This is a genomic window from Massiliimalia massiliensis, assembly GCF_900155615.1.
Lineage (GTDB): Bacteria > Bacillota > Clostridia > Oscillospirales > Ruminococcaceae > Massiliimalia > Massiliimalia massiliensis.
On sequence record NZ_FUHT01000004.1, the window covers coordinates 1 to 16,730 of the forward strand.

Sequence of the window (16,730 nt, forward strand, 5' to 3'; positions counted from 1 at the left end):
CATTAGAGAGTACGAAGACCCTTTCAAGGGTAGCAAGTAACAATTTTTTGCAAGTGTCAGACCGTATATGCCATTGCAATGGCTGCCAGTAACAGCGGGTTATACCCGCATAAGAAAAACCGCCGGCGTAGCCGGCGGATATTTATTCAGTATTCATGCGGGTTTGCGGGCTTTTTGAAGCAAAATCCGAAAAACGGTTTTACCGTGGATGTCCAAAACTAAAACCGAATAAAATAGTGAGAAAGCGGAGCTTCCGCCTGATTATTCAGGCTGGAGACTCCGCTGTTTCATTTTATGTTCTTTTCTCTCGTTGCATAAGCGGACAGAACTGGAAATCAGGCCGATTTTAAGCTTTTAAAGCACATGAGGATACAAAGAGATTTGATAGTCAGAATAGTATTTTCCAAATGACGATAGGCAAGAAAATTTACAAATCAAATATTGACTATTAGGTCTATTTTGACCACACTAAATTATAGACCGAATAGTCAATTTTTGTTAAAGGGTGAAATTTATGACTCAAGAAGAGAAAACCTGTCGTACAAAAGACCGTATCCTTATGGCAGCCATGAAGGAATTTGGTGAAAAAGGCTATACGGCGGCTACTATTGGTGCAATCTGCGGAGAAAACGGCATTGCCAAGGGCCTGCTCTACCACAATTTTTCAAGCAAAAAGGAGTTATACCTGGCTTGTGTATCTCGCTGTTTTGATGAAGTGACAGCATATTTAAAGGCACAGAAAACCGATGCGGATTTACAGAAATACATGGAACATCGGATATGCTATTTTTCAAAACACCCCTTTCATGCCAGAATCTTTTTTGAAGCGGTTCTGCAGCCGCCGTCAAAATTGGAACAGGAAATTAAAATCCTCAGAAAAGATTTTGATTGTTTGAATCAGGCAATATATCGAAAGGCCATTTCGGCACTGACTTTGCGTGATGGAATTACTGAGGCGATAGCACTGGAATATTACGCTGTTATGCAGGAAATGTTTAATGGATATTTTAGCAGTCCGGCATATGCTGGTAAGGATTTTATGGTTAAGATTGCCGACCATGAAGAAAAACTTACTCAAATGCTGGATCTTATGCTTTATGGGCTGGCGAAAAAAGGAGAATAGATTATGACTTTATCAATTTTACGGTTATTAGCCGCCATTCTATTAGCTTTTTTGGCAGGAAAGTTCATTTCAAAATTAAAACTGCCCTCTATTTTGGGATGGTTAATTGCGGGCATGATTCTGGGCCCCCATGCATTGTCATTGACCAACAACGAATTGCTGAATGCCGCATGGTATCAAAACACCATGCATATTTTAGAATGTGCCGTAGGTCTGATGATTGGCACTGAGCTTGTCTGGAAAAAACTAAAAAAATCCGGTCGTTCTATTATCGTTACCACGCTCACTCAATCTTTGGGAACATTTGTGTTAGTATCTCTGATATTTGGAATAGTTTTTTATTTTTCCAATATTCCTTTGTATCTTGCCTTCCTTTTCGGCGGAATTGCGTTGGCAACAGCCCCGGCGCCAGCTTTGTCTATTGTAAGAGAATTTAAAACAAAAGGACCGGTTACCTCTACTTTGATCCCAATGGCGGCGCTGGATGATATCGTAGGCTGCATTGTGTTTTTCAGTGCAGTGGCAGTCATAGCTGGGAATTTGTCTGCTGGAGATCTGCCCGCCTATATGATTGCATTGGTTGTATTGCTGCCGCTGGTAATTGGCGTGATTACTGGATTATTGGCAGGTTTTGTATTAAAAAGGGATTGCAGTACCCCAGTAACTTTGATGATTTTAATCCTCATGATCCTGATTACATCGGGGATAGGATTTCTTTGCAATCATCTGCTGCCTCGCCCGGTGCTCAATTTTATGCTGATCGGAATGGCTTTTTCAGCTGCTTTCTCTAATATGGTGTCGGAACAACGGCTAGTACAAATTATGCAGGGATTTAACCCAATCCTCGGTGTGGCGATGATTGTGGTTATTCTGAATCTAGGCGCCCCGCTTGATTACCACTTGATTATGGGAGCAGGTCTATTTACAGTTATTTATATCTTATCCCGTGCTTTGGGAAAATATTTTGGGGCTTTTTTGGGAGCGTCTGTCACCAAATCTCCAAAAACCGTGCGTAATTTTCTTGGGTTCACTTTGCTGCCGCATTCAGGAGTATCACTCGTCTTTACTGGAATTGCAGTTTCGGTTTTGACCGGGCCTGCTCCAGAGTGTGCGAAAATTATTCAAGGAACAATTGCGGCTGCGGCGGTGATCAATGAAATTATTGCTGTGATTATGGCGAAAAAGGGTTTTGAATGGGCCGGAGAGTTTCACAAAGGAGAAAAGGAAAAGGATACCGCATCGGCCGGTTGAACATAAAGATCTGTTTTGTTGGAAGCCTCTGCGCGGCAGAACAGGACGCAAGATCGTTGGAAACATTATTGTAAATCAAGCTGCAGCAAAATTCGTTCAGCGGTATCATGCTTTTGGTTATATATTATGTGTTTGGCACGTGGCACTTCAACGATTCAAGATAACTTTTTGCATAACGGCTGAGAGGTAAATCTTTTTTTAACAATGCTCCTATTTCCATGGTTTCTTCTACACACAACGGTTTGGCTATAATATTTTCGCCGTTTAATTCTTTGCTGATAACACCAGAACTTACTGTATAGCCGTTTAATCCGATCGCTAAATTAAATAATGTTGCTCTATCCCTGACTTTAATGTTTTTTCTTCTGTCTAAATTGCTTAAAATCTCTTCTGAAAAATAAAAAGAATTATAGTCTCCCTGTTCAAATGAAAGGTACGGATAATTCTCTAGGTCGTCTAAAGTTATTTTCGATCTATTTGCCAATGGGTGAGAGGAACATATGAAAACGTGTGGCTTCGCTATAAATAACTGTTGAAATACCAAATTGTTTTGTTTAATGAGCTTTTTGATAATTTCTCTATTTTTGTCTGATAGATATAATATTCCGATCTCACTTTTCAAGTGACTGACATCTTCGATGATTTCATAGGTTTGCGTTTCTCTTAAAGTAAAATCGTAACTGTTCCCGTCAAATTCCCTGATAACATCTACAAATGCATTAACAGCAAACGAATAGTGCTGAGAAGATACGGAAAAGCGCGGACTTTGCTTCTTGGTGTTTTTATACTTATCCTCCAATAGATTCGCCTGCTCCAACACCTGGCGGGCATACGCCAAAAATTCATCGCCCTCGTTTGATATTGTAATACCTTTGTTTGTTCGGTAAAAAATGCTGATTTGCATTTCTTCCTCAATATCTTTGATGGCATTTGTCAAACTCGGCTGCGATACGAAAAGCTGCTTTGCAGCATCGCTGATTGTTCCGCATTCAGCTGCTGTTACAACATATTTTAATTGTTGGAGAGTCATTTTATCTACATTCTTTCTTAAAATAATTTGCTTTATTATAGCATAAAAATGCGCCGAATACGATAGTATCCGACGCACTTATGATTAAATATTATTTAACGCTTGCTCAATATCTGCAATGATATCCTTTGCATTTTCAATACCGACAGAAAGCCTTATCAAGTCGGCGGGGATGCCTGCCTCAGCTAACTGCTCCTCAGTCAACTGTCTGTGTGTATGACTTGCAGGGTGCAGCAAACAAGTTTTACTGTCTGCAACATGCGTTGCGATGCTTGCAAAATGGAGTGAATCCATAAATTTAATTGACTTTTCTCTGCCGCCTTTTAATGCAAAAGCCAGCACGCCGCAGGAACCGTTCTTTAAATATTTTTGTGCAAGCACATGATTTTCATCATCTTCTAAATCGGGATAATGTACCCAAGCGACCTTTTCGTTTTCTTTTAAATATCTTGCTACCGCCAGTGCGTTTTCACAATGGCGCTGCATTCTGATATGCAATGATTCTAACCCAAGGTTGATATAAAAAGCATTTTGCGGAGACTGTATGGAGCCGAAATCTCTCATAAGCTGCGCCGTTGCTTTTGTAATATACGCTCCTTTTCCGAATTTCTCGGTATAGGTGATTCCGTGATACGAATCATCAGGTGTTGTAAGTCCCGGGAACTTATCTGCATGAGCAGCAAAGTCAAAATTACCGCTGTCTACAATACAGCCGCCAACACTTACGCCGTGACCGTCCATATACTTGGTTGTTGAGTGTGTAACAATGTCAGCGCCATACTCAAAGGGCCGGCAGTTAATCGGTGTGGCAAATGTATTATCAACAATCAGGGGCAGGCCATGCGAATGTGCCAATGCCGCAAATTTTTCAAAATCCAGAACATTGACGGTCGGATTTGTAATTGTTTCCCCGAATATACATTTTGTGTTCGGCTTAATGTATTTCTCAAGTTCTTCAAGCGGAAGCGTTTGATCCACAAAAGTACATTCGATACCCATTTTCTTCATTGTTACGCCAAATAGATTATAGGTGCCTCCGTATATCGACGATGAGGCAATAAAATGGCCGCCGTTTTCGCAAATATTAAACACGGCATAAAAGTTTGCCGCTTGGCCGGAAGAAGTAAGCATGGCTGCTGCGCCGCCTTCAAGGGCACATATTTTGGCTGCTACTGCATCATTCGTTGGATTCTGAAGTCTTGTATAGAAATATCCTTCCGCCTCTAAGTCAAACAGCTTTCCCATATCATCGCTTGTTGCATAAGGGAAGGTTGTGCTTTGTATAATCGGTAGCTGCCTGGGCTCTCCTGATTTCGGATTCCAACCGTCGCGGACACATTTCGTTTCAATTTCTGTATGCATCTTGAAATCTCCTTCGTTTACTGTTTCTTTTTATTATACTCTTTATTTGTTTATAAGTAAAATACATATTAAATAAGTTTATTATAGCTTCAGGCTATTATATTTACCCGCGTAAGGAAATCAGAATACGGTTCTTCTACAATTAAATTCTTTGCTGATCTGTGTATGCGATTTGTAACCCAGCTACTCGAACGAAGGAATCAGGCCGTTCGCGGTAAAATGAGGGGCCGCCCGGCGTTGAGAGAAATTGGTTCGCTTTGCAAAAATACAATAAGTTCTTATTGAAATGATGGCATAGTTAAAATATAGTAAATCAAAAGATGTTATATAAAAATAATATCATAGAATAGGAATTAACCTATAAAGAAAATAAATCGTACAATTACTTTGTCACGAACAGAGGCTGAAATTTGGAACTAATGAGAACTCCAAATTTCGGCTTCTTTTTCTATTCAGACACTCCGTATTTAATTCGTTTTTCAAAGTTTCCTCTTTTTTGTGAAAATAAATAAACGATAACATAGAATCCAAACATTTCCATAGAAAGATAGATATTGATCCGGTTATTATGGAAAATGATGGCTGTTGACACTTTAAGCAGAAGCTATAAACCTTTATGTTATTCGAGTGACATATAAGTAGAAATAATTTCATTTTTTAATATCTATTATAAAAATAGAATAAAATTTTGTTGTTTTTATTTAATTTTTTCCGTTAAAACGCTTTTTTCTTTATTAAATACAAAATGTGGCTTTAGTTCATTGTGAATAATGTAAAAAAATATGTTGTTTTATTGTACAAAAAATAGAAACACAAATTCTGTTTATGTCAATCGATTGACATATTTGTCGTGCAACTATATAATGTGTACATAAATTACAGGGCTAAAGATTGCTTTTTCGGGTATGGTAAGGAATAGAGGTACCTATTGCTATAGAAGGCTGCTTTTAGAAGTTTAGAAGCTCGAACTAGATCTTGCCGGTTAGAAAAAACGAGATAAAATGATTGCATTTAAGATATGGCCTGCTATTTAGCTGGCAGAGGAAAAGGAGGCGTTCGTATGATTAACAAGATCATGCTGATCACCTATGCGGACAGTCTGGGTAAAAATTTGGGGGAACTGAAAGAGGTTTTGGACATCTATTTTTCCAAAGCATTCGGCGGGGTTCATATTCTGCCATTTTTCCCTTCGTCGGGCGACCGTGGGTTTGCTCCGATGCGTTATGATATAACTGATGAAAATTTGGGAACGATGGAACAAATCCGTGAAATCAGTAAAAACTATTACTTAATGTTTGATTTTATGGTGAACCATATTTCCAGGCAATCCGAATATTTTAAGGATTTCCAAAGCAAAAAGGATGCCTCTCAATACAAAGATTTATTTATCCGCTATAAAGATTTTTGGGAAAACGGCGAACCGACCCAGGAACAGGTGGACAAGATCTACAAGCGGAAGCCGCGTGCTCCCTACATCGATGTAGAGTTTGCAGACGGAACTACGGAAAAGGTCTGGTGTACCTTTGGGGAAGAACAGATCGATCTGAATGTTGACACTGAGGTTACCCGGAACTTTATCAGAGAAACACTGATCCGCATGTGTGAGAATGGTGCTTCGATCATCCGCCTGGACGCATTTGCTTATGCGGTGAAGCGTGCCGGAACCTCCTGCTTTTTTGTAGAACCGGAAATGTGGGATCTGCTGCATGAGATTGAAAATATAGTCAAACCTTATGGTGTAATGATCTTGCCGGAGATCCATGAGCATTATTCTATCCAGATGAAAATCGCCGAAAAGGGATTTTGGATCTATGATTTCGCGCTGCCTGTTTTGGTGCTGCATGCCTTGTATTCTGGTCGGGGCGACCGTCTAAAAAACTGGATCGACCAGTGTCCAAAGCATCAGTTTACAACCCTGGATACTCATGACGGAATCGGAATCGTTGACGTCAAGGATCTCCTGACGGACGAAGAAATTGAGGAAACAAAAAACAACATGTTTACCAAGGGCGCCAATGTAAAACGGATCTATAATACAGAGGCGTATAACAACTTGGACATTTACCAGATCAACTGTACCTATTATTCCGCGTTAGGGAATAATGACAAGGCTTATTTGCTGGCTCGCGCGATCCAATTTTTTGCACCGGGTATTCCGATGGTCTATTATGTCGGGGCAATGGCGGGCGAAAATGATCTGGAGCTGTTAGAAGCAACCAAAGAGGGCAGAAATATTAACCGCCATTATTATACGAAGGAAGAGATTGCAGATAATTTTGCAAGCCGCAGGATCGTAAATGATCTGCGCGAATTGATGGAATTCCGCAATACTCATCCGGCGTTCGCGGTGGAAGGCGAATGTGAAACAGAGCTGCGTGGGGAACATGTAATCAAAATTACTAGGAGCAGTCAAGATGGAATGGCTGTCCTAGAGGCTGATTTGAAAACCCACGAGTTTACCATCACCTGTTCAGAGCAGAAATAATAATTTTGTTGTATCGCATGAGCGGAGGCTCATGTTATATAGATCAAAAGCTCAAATCATAGGAAAATATTTTTGATGATTATTTTTTAGGAGGAATAATTATGAAAAACAAAAAAATTCTAAGCGTATTGCTGGCAGCGGCAATGGCAGCTACCCTCATTGCAGGATGTGGCTCTGACGGTGGAAAGAACGACGCTTCTGGTGATACGGGTAAAAAAGAAAACAGCAATGTAACCCTTTCGATTGTTGGAATCAAGACTGAGATTTATGATCAGTGGGAAGCAATGCAGGAAGAATATAGCGATATTGCAGGACTGTCTGGTTTTGAAATGCAGGTAACCGGTGACGAAACCATCTATTCCTACATGCAGAAAGCTTATGCTGCTGGAAATGAACCGGTAATGGCAATGCTCGACCCCACTGACGTTTACAGCTTCGGTGAAGAATATGCAGTTGATCTGTCGGGCGAGAGCTGGGTAAAGGACACTGACTGGACCATTTCGATTGGCGATAAGGTAGCCTCTTTCCCATTCTGCATTGAAGGCCGCGGTATTATCTACAACAAGACTGCAATTGAAAAGACTACCGGTGAAGATTTTGATCCTAGCACAATTGCTTCCCTTTCTGACTTTACTGCACTGTGCGACAAGCTGGTAGCGGGCGGCATGGAAGCTCCGGTGGCAATCGCTCAGGAAGACTGGTCTTTGGGCGCACACCTGTTCACGCTGGCTTATGAACAGCAGGATTTCACCGAAGCAGGTACTTCTGCTTTCATTCATGAAATCGTAGACGGTACAGTGGATTTCGCGTCAAACGAACGTTACAACTCTGTGATGGATACTGTAGACGCACTCCGCAAATACAATATCTATGCGAACGACCCGCTTTCTGCAGACTATGACCTGATTGCTTCCTACATGGCAGACGGCACTGTTGCTTTCTGGTTCAACGGAAACTGGGCATGGCCGAACATCAGCGAATATGTTGATGGCGACACTGAATTTGGAATTATGCCTTTGGTGCAGAACACCTCTGCCGACGATAAGGCAAACAAGATGATTTCTGGTACCGCAACCAAACAGATTATTATTAATAATACTGCTTCTGAAGAAGAACAGCAGGCTGCAAAAGATTTCCTGACCTGGCTGGCAACTGATGATGAAGGGAAATCCTTCCTGGTAGAAGAGGCAAACCTGGTTTCCGCGTTTAATAACAATACTCTGGAAAACAGCGACCCACTGAGCGTTTCTGTGAAACAGCATGTTTCCGACGGGACAATGTATCCAACCTGGAACCGTGCCCCTGGCGATCACCTGACTGTTGTAGGTGGTGCGATGCAGAAATATCTGACTGACGGAAACCGTGATGCACTGGCTGCTTCTGTTGTTGACTACTGGACTGAAAATATTGATAAAATCGACTAAGATCCATTAGAATGTCATTCGCTGTAAATTTGGTTTCCCCCGGCTCGTCCGGGGGAAGCTTTATAAACAGGCGGGCAGCATACCTCCTCTTTCCCCGGGCTGTTTGTGTTTTCCGTGTTATCAGCCCGAATGGTGAGCGGCGGAACCACGTTGTGCGGCACACCTTGGGCGTACATTGAACCTGCGCGAAATGACATGAGAAAGGAAAGGGGCCTCATTATGGAAGAGAAAACATTTTTAGGCAAAACAAAGCATTTTTTGATGTTTGCCGGCCCTGCGATGGTGGGATTTATTGCAGTCGTCATTATTCCCTTCATCTATGGTCTATACCTGACCTTTACCGATTGGGGCGGCATTGGAAACCAGAAAAATCTGGTAGGCTTTGCGAACTATATCACGGTGTTCAAAGACGGTGATTTTTGGAAATCACTGCTGTTGACCTTGGGATATGTTATCATATCCGTAATCCTGATCAATCTGGTAGCGTTTATCCTGGCCTACCTTTTGACCAGTGGCATGAAAGCACAGAATTTTTTCCGTGCTGGATTTTTCACCCCAAATCTGATCGGCGGTATTGTATTAGGCTTTATCTGGCAGTTCGTCTTTACACGTACCCTGCCGGTGATTGGGCAGTCGCTGGGAATCCCGTTGTTTGAAAAATCCTGGCTATCCGACCCAACCACTGCATTTTGGGCATTTGTGATCGTAACAGTATGGCAGTATTCAGGTTATATGATGCTGATCTACGTGGCGGGCTTCGTCGGCGTGCCGAAGGATCTGACTGAAGCTGCCAGCATTGACGGATGCACCGGCTTCCAGGTAACCCGCTATGTCACTATTCCGTTGATGGTTCCCTCTTTTGTCATCTGTCTGTTCCTGTCGCTGACGCGTACCTTTATGGTATATGACCTGAACCTTTCGTTGACCAACGGCGGGCCATATGAATCGACTAAGATGTCGGCGATGTATGTATACCAGATGGCCTTCAATTCACAGCGTTATGGCGTCGGCCAAGCAGAAGCAATCATTTTGTTTATTGTGGTTGCAGTGGTAGCTTTGACACAGACCTATCTGGGCAAGAGAATGGAGGTTGATGCGTAATGAGTAAAAACGTGATCGGCGGAACAAAAGCACGGATCGGCCATATTGTAAAGGTAGTGGTTTTGTTCATTCTCTTGATCGCCTATATGTTTCCATTCTTTATGGTACTGATCAACTCTTTTAAACGGAAGGTCAGCATCGTGCGCGATCCGCTTGCTTTGGTTGACAGCAAAGGCTTCTATTTCCAAAACTATCCGGAAGCCTTTGAATCCATGCGCTTTCCAGCAGCATTTATGAACTCGCTTTTGATTACTGTGCTCAGCATGATCCTGATTGTGCTGTTTGCGGCGATGGCGGCTTATGTATTTGTCCGGACAAAATATTTGGCGAGCCGGATTTCGTTCGGCATGATGCTGGCGGCAATGATCATCCCGTTCCAGGCCTTGATGATCCCGCTGGTCAGTATTTACGGAAACACGTTGAACCTGCTGAATAACCGCGCGACCCTAATCTTTTTGAACTTCGGTTTCGGTATGGGACTTGCGGTATTCATGTATCATGGGGCAATCAAATCGGGTGTGCCGATCTCACTGGAGGAGGCGGCGCTGCTTGACGGCTGTAATAAATACCAAACGTTTTTTATGGTTGTTTTTCCGTTGCTGAAAACAATGACTTCCACGCTGGTAGTATTGGATGTATTGTGGCTGTGGAACGATTATCTGATGCCAAGTCTGATATTGACCAAGCGTGACCTGTTTACCCTGCCTTTGTCGACCTACCGGTTCTATGGAACCTATACATCAGACTTAGGGCTAATCATGGCGGCGCTGGTCATGACGGTGACTCCGGTCATTATCCTGTACTTGTTTTTACAGCGCCATATCATTGCGGGCGTTGTCTCCGGAGCAGTTAAATCGTAGCCGGTCTTAGCCGGAAAGGATTCTCTATTGTGCCGCGGCTGTGGCACGATAGAGAATCTATGCCATTATAAATGGTTGATGAACCAACGGCCAGAACAGACACAGACGATTTTTCGGAGGAATCATATTAAAATATTGAATGCAATTTAAAAAACATGTATAATATTCCGAAGAAGGGTGGTTTTGGCTATGAGCACTTTAAAAGATGTTTCTGAACGGGCAGGAGTTACCGTGACAACGGTGTCGCGGGTGTTAAATAACCGAGGATATATCAGTGAGAAAACCCGCGCTAAAGTGTATCAGAGCATGAAAGAATTAAATTACCAGCCGAATGAGCTGGCACGGTCACTGACAAAGAAACATTCCAATATGATCGGAGTGATCGTTCCTACAATCCAGCATCCGTTTTTCAGCCAGCTCACCTTTTATTTGGAGCAGTACTGCTTTAAAAAGAATTTTAAGATTCTTTTGTGCAATTCCCAGGCACAGGTGGAAAAGGAGAAGGAGTATATAGATATGCTGAAATCCAATCAGGTGGCTGGGATTATAATTGCCAGCCGGACGCCTGATGTGGAACAATATGTGGAGCAGGACATGCCCATCGTGATGATTGAGCGCCAGTCCGGAGGATATGGGATTAATATCTGCTGTGACAATGAATTGGGCGGCGAGCTGGCAACGCGCCATTTGATTGCATGCGGCTGTAAAAAGCTTTTGCATATCAGCGGTGAATTTTCCAAAGGGCTTCCGGGCGATAAGCGTGCGGTCGCTTTTGAACGGGTATGTCAGGAGGTTGGCGTCCCTTACCAGATTTTCACGACCACAGAACAGGAATTTTACACCCGCTCTTATGCAGAAATTATCCGGGAAGTGTTTGCCCAGATGCCTGATGTGGATGGGATCTTTGCCAGTAATGATACGATGGCAGCACAGATTTTACAGTATTGCTATGATCATGGGATTGATGTCCCGGGACAATTGCAGGTCGTCGGATTTGACGATGTGGAGCTGTGTCATCTGACAACTCCGCAGCTTACAACGATTCGCCAGCCTATCGAAAGGATGGCGGAGGCGGCGGTAAACAGCATTCTTGGCCGACGCGGCAAAAAGGCTGTTGCGATGCGCACGATCCTGCCGGTTGAGTTAAAAATGCGGGGAAGTACGCGGCTAAAGTCTGAATAGTTTGATCAAGCGGCAGCCTTAAATAACCGAGCCATGGGATTTCAATCAGAATTACTGGCAAGGGGGAAAACGATGTACAGAGACGAAATTTTTGATAAGATATACGGAGCATGGACTGGGATGATCGCCGGAAACAATAATGGCTTGTTTTTCGAAAACAAGTATCAGGACTATCCGGTTGAAGAATATATTGATGGAATATTAAGCTCAGTGGATAGGTATCGGCATACGGATTGGGCGTTTAATGTTTATGATATCCTGCTTAGGTATGGCGGTATGGCTGACGACGACACTTTGATGGAATGGCTGATGGTGGAAGAGATACTGAAATTAGGACGTTTTCCAACTCCTGAGGAACTGGGCCGGGTATGGGTCGAAAATCTCAATTACCGGAATTTTGGTGAGGGAAGGCATGCGCTTGAGCAATTTGCTAAGGGGGTAAGGCCTCCTGAGCACCTGGAGATTGATTCCGGGATTCCGCTGACAGAATACTTTAAGGACTGGGGCATTTGTGCGCTGATCTATAATGAGATCCTTGGAATTTTGACATTCCAACATCCGGAAACTGTAAGAAGCCGGGCGCTGGAATATGGGTCTATGGTAAATCGGCGGGAAGGATGCGAGGGAGCCGTATTTGGCGCGGCGCTTCAAAATGCCGCTATGCGGATGAATTGCGTGACAGATATTATTGAATATGCAATAGGAGAACTGGATCGCGATACCGTGTTTTTTCGTGAGATAGAACGGGCTTATCAAACGGCACGAGCAAACGCGGATTGGAAAAAGGCCAGGCAGGAATTCCTTTCAGCGCTTCCCAAACACCATATAGCAGATGCGATTCCGAATGCTGGGCTGGTGCTGTTGGCGCTGTACTTTGGGAATGGGGATTTTTCAGAGACGATGAGCCTGTCTATCCAATTGGGTTATGACACCGATTGCAACGCCTGCACAGTAGGGGGCGTGATGGGCGCCATCGCTGGCGAAAAGGAAATTCCCGCCAGATGGAAAGAATTCCTGAATGGGATTATGGTGAACATGATCTGGGATAAATGGGACGGCTGCCAAAGGTATGAAAAATATGCTTTCAAACTGCCGGAACAGATCAGTATCAGGGAACTGGCGGAAAAAACAATGAACGCGGCAGAGATTGTGTCGAAATAACAGACTTGCTGCCGCTTAGCAGATAGCCGGGGACAGAACGGTCCGCGGCTATTATTTTTAGGATATAGACAAGATGTGGGAGGAGATATAAAAAATGAAGCCAGACTGGTGGAAGGAAGCGGTTGTGTACCAGGTATATCCGCAAAGCTTTTGCGATACCAACCACGATGGAATCGGGGACTTTAACGGAATCCGGAGCAAACTCGACTATCTGAAAGAGCTGGGAGTTAATTTAATCTGGATCAATCCCTGCTATCAGTCCCCGATGGTGGACAATGGCTATGATATTTCAGATTATTATAAAGTCAACCCGATATTTGGAACAAATGAGGATTTGGACGCGCTGATCCGGGAAGCAAAAGAAAGGGGAATTGGCGTTCTGCTTGATTTAGTAATAAATGATTGTTCAGACGAGCACCCGTGGTTTCAAAAGGCTGTCCATGACCCAGACAGTGAAGAAGCGGATTACTTTATTTTTAAAACGACAGAGGATGGGAATCCGCCCAACAACTGGCGTTCCAATTTTGGAGGGTCAGCCTGGACGCAGATTCCGGATGGCAGATGGTATCTGCATACCTTTGACAAGCGGCAGCCTGATTTTAACTGGGAAAGTTCAAAATTGCGGGAGAAGCTGTACGACATGGTCAACTGGTGGCTGGACAAAGGAATTGCCGGATTCCGGGTAGATGCGATTACCTTTATTAAAAAAGACTTGACCTTTGCCTCAGTACCAACGCCTGACGGTTCGCTTTATCAGATTGAGAATTACCAGAATTATCCGGGAATCGGAGTGTTTTTGACAGAGCTTCGCGACCGGACTTATGAGAAAAGAAATGCTGTAACAGTAGCTGAGGCTGTCGGCGTTCCCATGGATTCCTTCACCGATTACGCGGGGAAAAACGGGTATTTCTCTATGATCTTTGACTTCAACTGGTATAACATGAAGGGTGAAGCGGATAAATCCTCTAAGGAAGCAATATATCGTTGGCGGAATAAGATGTTCGATTCCCAGGAGCAGATTTCTGCACTGGGCTGGAGCGGCGTTGTCTTGGAAAGCCACGACGAGCCTCGTGGGATCAATAAGTTCCTGGAGCCGTCCGACCAAAACCGCACTTCGGCTGCGTGCCTGGGGACGATCTACTTTTTTCTGCCGGGAACACCGTTTATCTATCAGGGACAGGAGCTGGGGATGACCAACAGTATCTGGAACAGCATTGAGGATTTTAAGGACGTGATGGTACAGAACCGTTATCGTGAATGTGTAGAAAACGGCGGGGACACCGAGGAGTTGCTGCAGGAACTGAGGGAATACAGCCGTGATAACGGACGTACTCCGATTCAGTGGGACGGCAGCAAATACGCGGGTTTCAGTGACGCTGAACCGTGGATTCCGGTAAATCCCAATTATCTACAGATCAATGCTGCGCTTCAGAAAAATGATCCAAGCTCTGTCCTGTCCTATTATAAAAAACTGGTAGCGCTGCGGCGTGATCCAAAATGGAAAGATGTATTTGCCAGGGGGGAGTTTATCCCGCAGCGGGAAGCGGAGGACTGCCTCATTGCATACCGCAGAATGTTAGGGGATAAAATGGTAGGTATATTCTGCAATTTCACCAGCAAGGAGCAGACTGTGTGCGTCAGTGAAGAAGTAAAGGAAATTCTGCTGAATAATTGCGGCGGCTTGGAGCATGAGACGGGAAGGATGACGATGGCTCCATATCAGGCGGTTGTCCTCTCTCTGCAAGGATAATCAGGGGAATTCGTGAAAAATCCCGGATTAACCGAATAGAAATCGGGAGTCCTAAAAGGCTTAGCGCTGTATTTTGAGAAAGGAAGCAAAATAATGAAGAAGGATAACGTGGCTTTGAGACCGCCTATGGGCTGGAATAGTTGGGACTGTTACGGGCCGGCGGTAAATGAGGAACAGCTTTTGGGAAATGCCGAATATATGGCAAAACATCTGAAGCAATACGGCTGGGAATATGTTGTCTGTGATATTCAATGGTCTGAACCACAAGCGGGGAAAGTGCCGTCTGGCAGGGAAGTTCCGTTTTACATGCCCTTTGCCCGGCTGGAAATGGATGAATACGGCAGGCAGATGCCTGCGCCGGAGCGGTTTCCTTCGGCAGCGGGCGGAAAGGGCTTTGCGCCGATTGCAGAAAAAATCCACAAAATGGGGTTGAAGTTTGGTATCCATATTATGCGCGGGGTGCCGCGGCTGGCGGTACACCGGCATTTACCGGTAAAAGGAACGGATACCACCTGTGATAAGATTGCTTCCAGCGCGTCCATTTGCTGGTGGAACACAGACATGTATGGAATCAACGCCCAGATGGAGGGTGCGCAGGCTTATTATGATTCCATTTTTGAGTTGTATGCTTCCTGGGGCGTGGATTTTATTAAAGTGGATGATATTTGCAACACCAGTGCGTATCCGGATCATCCTTATTCGGCGGAAAAAGAGATCGAGATGATCCGCCGGGCGATCGACAATTGCGGACGGGAGATGGTATTGAGTCTTTCTCCGGGGCCGGCAGTTATTGAAAAGGCTTGGCATCTGCGGCAAAATGCCAATATGTGGCGCCTTACCGATGATTTCTGGGATCGATGGGACTTGCTGTTGGCTATGTTTGAACGCTGTGAAGTCTGGGAACGTCAGGTATCCCCGGGGAACTGGCCGGACTGCGATATGCTTCCATTGGGAAGCCTGCGCCTGTATTTGAGAGATTGGCAAGACCCGGCAGGCTTAGAATTTGATACCACTTGGACCAACTTTACCCCGGACGAACAGTATACTATGATGTCTCTGTGGAGCATTTTCCGCTCGCCGCTTATCATGGGCGGAGAGCTGCGGGATAATGATGACTTTACCTTGTCTCTGCTAACAAACGAAGAGATTTTACGGATGCAGCGTTGTGGTACCAACGCACATCAGGTATACCGCAACGAAAGGGAATGCGTTTGGAAAAGTACAGACCAGGAGAACGGCAGTGTCTATGTGGCGCTGTTTAACCTTTCTGATATAGCAGGGCAGGTTACGGCCTCTTTTGAGGAATTGGAGATTGCTGGCGCGTATCAGGTACGAGATCTTTGGGCGCGGGAAGACAAGGGCATTGCAGAGGAGAAGCTTTCAGCTCAGATTGCTCCGCATGGGGCCGTCGTTTACTGCCTGAAAAAATAAAAACAAAAAAGCACACCCATTACTTATTAAGTGATAGGTGTGCTTTTGGTTTTTAATGAAACGGATGGTTTCCCATTCCATTGCTTGTATTGTTCTCAAAGCTGGAAACAGCTTTATGGACCTGGAGCTCCAAAGCGAATTACGGGACTTATCGTGCAAAATGAAACAGTTCGAGTTCCTAAATATTTTAAAAGGGCCTTGAAGCAGGAAATATACTGTTGTCAGCGGTGTGGCGTGCTAACGCACTTAGAAAATGTAAATAGCAACCACTTTATTCATTATCGAGAATATTTGTATGGAAAGGCATACTATGTATGCATGATAGAGACTGATACCGGTGAAGCTTTTTTACAGTCGTTGGACAAAATTGAATGGCCCAAAAGCTTAATAGGATGAACAGAGGCTGCCGTATGCAGAGCTTAAAAGTGAGGTGTTTAAATACGAACCTGTTTTATTCTGACGGCTGGAAATAAAATAAAACATATTTTTTGATAGTATCACCCCCCTTTGGGTACTGTTATTGTACCTAAAGGGGGGTTAAGAACGTGCGGTTTTCAGGATTCCTGACCG

Annotated in this window: 12 protein-coding genes; 10 read left to right on the top strand and 2 right to left on the bottom strand. The window is 44.1% G+C overall.

All coding sequences use genetic code 11. The features are described from left to right. The first annotated feature begins 514 nt into the window (after positions 1-514). Both CZ360_RS08620 and CZ360_RS08625 read left to right on the top strand, forming a co-directional pair. Complete coding sequence (locus CZ360_RS08620; protein WP_077533813.1) at positions 515-1,123, top strand: TetR/AcrR family transcriptional regulator; 609 nt, start codon at positions 515-517, stop codon at positions 1,121-1,123. A 3-nt stretch (positions 1,124-1,126) separates the two neighbouring features. Next, a complete protein-coding gene (locus tag CZ360_RS08625) occupies positions 1,127-2,374 on the top strand; it encodes a cation:proton antiporter (protein ID WP_077533814.1) in 1,248 nt (415 codons plus the stop codon). A gap of 124 nt (positions 2,375-2,498) precedes the next feature. On the opposite strand, the gene CZ360_RS08630 is transcribed toward CZ360_RS08625, so the two are convergent. Further along, positions 2,499-3,404, bottom strand: coding sequence for a LysR family transcriptional regulator (locus CZ360_RS08630; protein WP_077533815.1), 906 nt, complete (start codon positions 3,402-3,404; stop codon positions 2,499-2,501). A gap of 84 nt (positions 3,405-3,488) precedes the next feature. Beyond that, entirely contained in the window at positions 3,489-4,766 is a 1,278-nt protein-coding gene (locus CZ360_RS08635; protein WP_077533816.1) for an O-acetylhomoserine aminocarboxypropyltransferase/cysteine synthase family protein, read from the bottom strand. Positions 4,767-5,826: 1,060 nt separating this feature from the next. Between CZ360_RS08635 and gtfA the strand changes: the two genes are divergently transcribed. The 8 genes from gtfA (at position 5,827) to CZ360_RS08680 (ending at position 16,160) form a co-directional block, all read left to right on the top strand. Next, positions 5,827-7,251: a sucrose phosphorylase gene (gtfA, locus tag CZ360_RS08640; RefSeq protein ID WP_229408032.1), complete on the top strand. Its 1,425-nt coding sequence runs from the start codon at positions 5,827-5,829 to the stop codon at positions 7,249-7,251. A 101-nt stretch (positions 7,252-7,352) separates the two neighbouring features. Next, positions 7,353-8,675, top strand: a complete 1,323-nt coding sequence (locus tag CZ360_RS08645) for an ABC transporter substrate-binding protein (protein WP_077533818.1) — start codon at positions 7,353-7,355, stop codon at positions 8,673-8,675. Positions 8,676-8,894: 219 nt separating this feature from the next. After that, positions 8,895-9,776 (top strand): carbohydrate ABC transporter permease, encoded by an 882-nt coding sequence (locus CZ360_RS08655; RefSeq protein WP_205411120.1) that lies wholly within the window; start codon positions 8,895-8,897, stop codon positions 9,774-9,776. Further along, entirely contained in the window at positions 9,776-10,636 is an 861-nt protein-coding gene (locus CZ360_RS08660; RefSeq protein ID WP_077533820.1) for a carbohydrate ABC transporter permease, read from the top strand. The genes CZ360_RS08655 and CZ360_RS08660 overlap by 1 nt, the downstream gene beginning before the upstream one ends. Positions 10,637-10,825: 189 nt before the next feature. Beyond that, entirely contained in the window at positions 10,826-11,818 is a 993-nt protein-coding gene (locus CZ360_RS08665) for a LacI family DNA-binding transcriptional regulator (RefSeq protein WP_077533821.1), read from the top strand. A 72-nt stretch (positions 11,819-11,890) separates the two neighbouring features. Continuing rightward, the gene (locus tag CZ360_RS08670) at positions 11,891-12,979 is read left to right on the top strand and encodes an ADP-ribosylglycohydrolase family protein (protein WP_159438197.1); all 1,089 of its coding nucleotides are present in this window, start codon (positions 11,891-11,893) and stop codon (positions 12,977-12,979) included. A 94-nt stretch (positions 12,980-13,073) separates the two neighbouring features. Further along, positions 13,074-14,729, top strand: a complete 1,656-nt coding sequence (locus tag CZ360_RS08675) for an alpha-glucosidase (protein ID WP_077533823.1) — start codon at positions 13,074-13,076, stop codon at positions 14,727-14,729. 93 nt (positions 14,730-14,822) lie between these two features. Next, on the top strand, positions 14,823-16,160 hold the full coding sequence (locus CZ360_RS08680; RefSeq protein WP_077533824.1) for a glycoside hydrolase family 27 protein: 1,338 nt from the start codon (positions 14,823-14,825) through the stop codon (positions 16,158-16,160). The last annotated feature ends 570 nt before the right edge of the window (positions 16,161-16,730 follow it).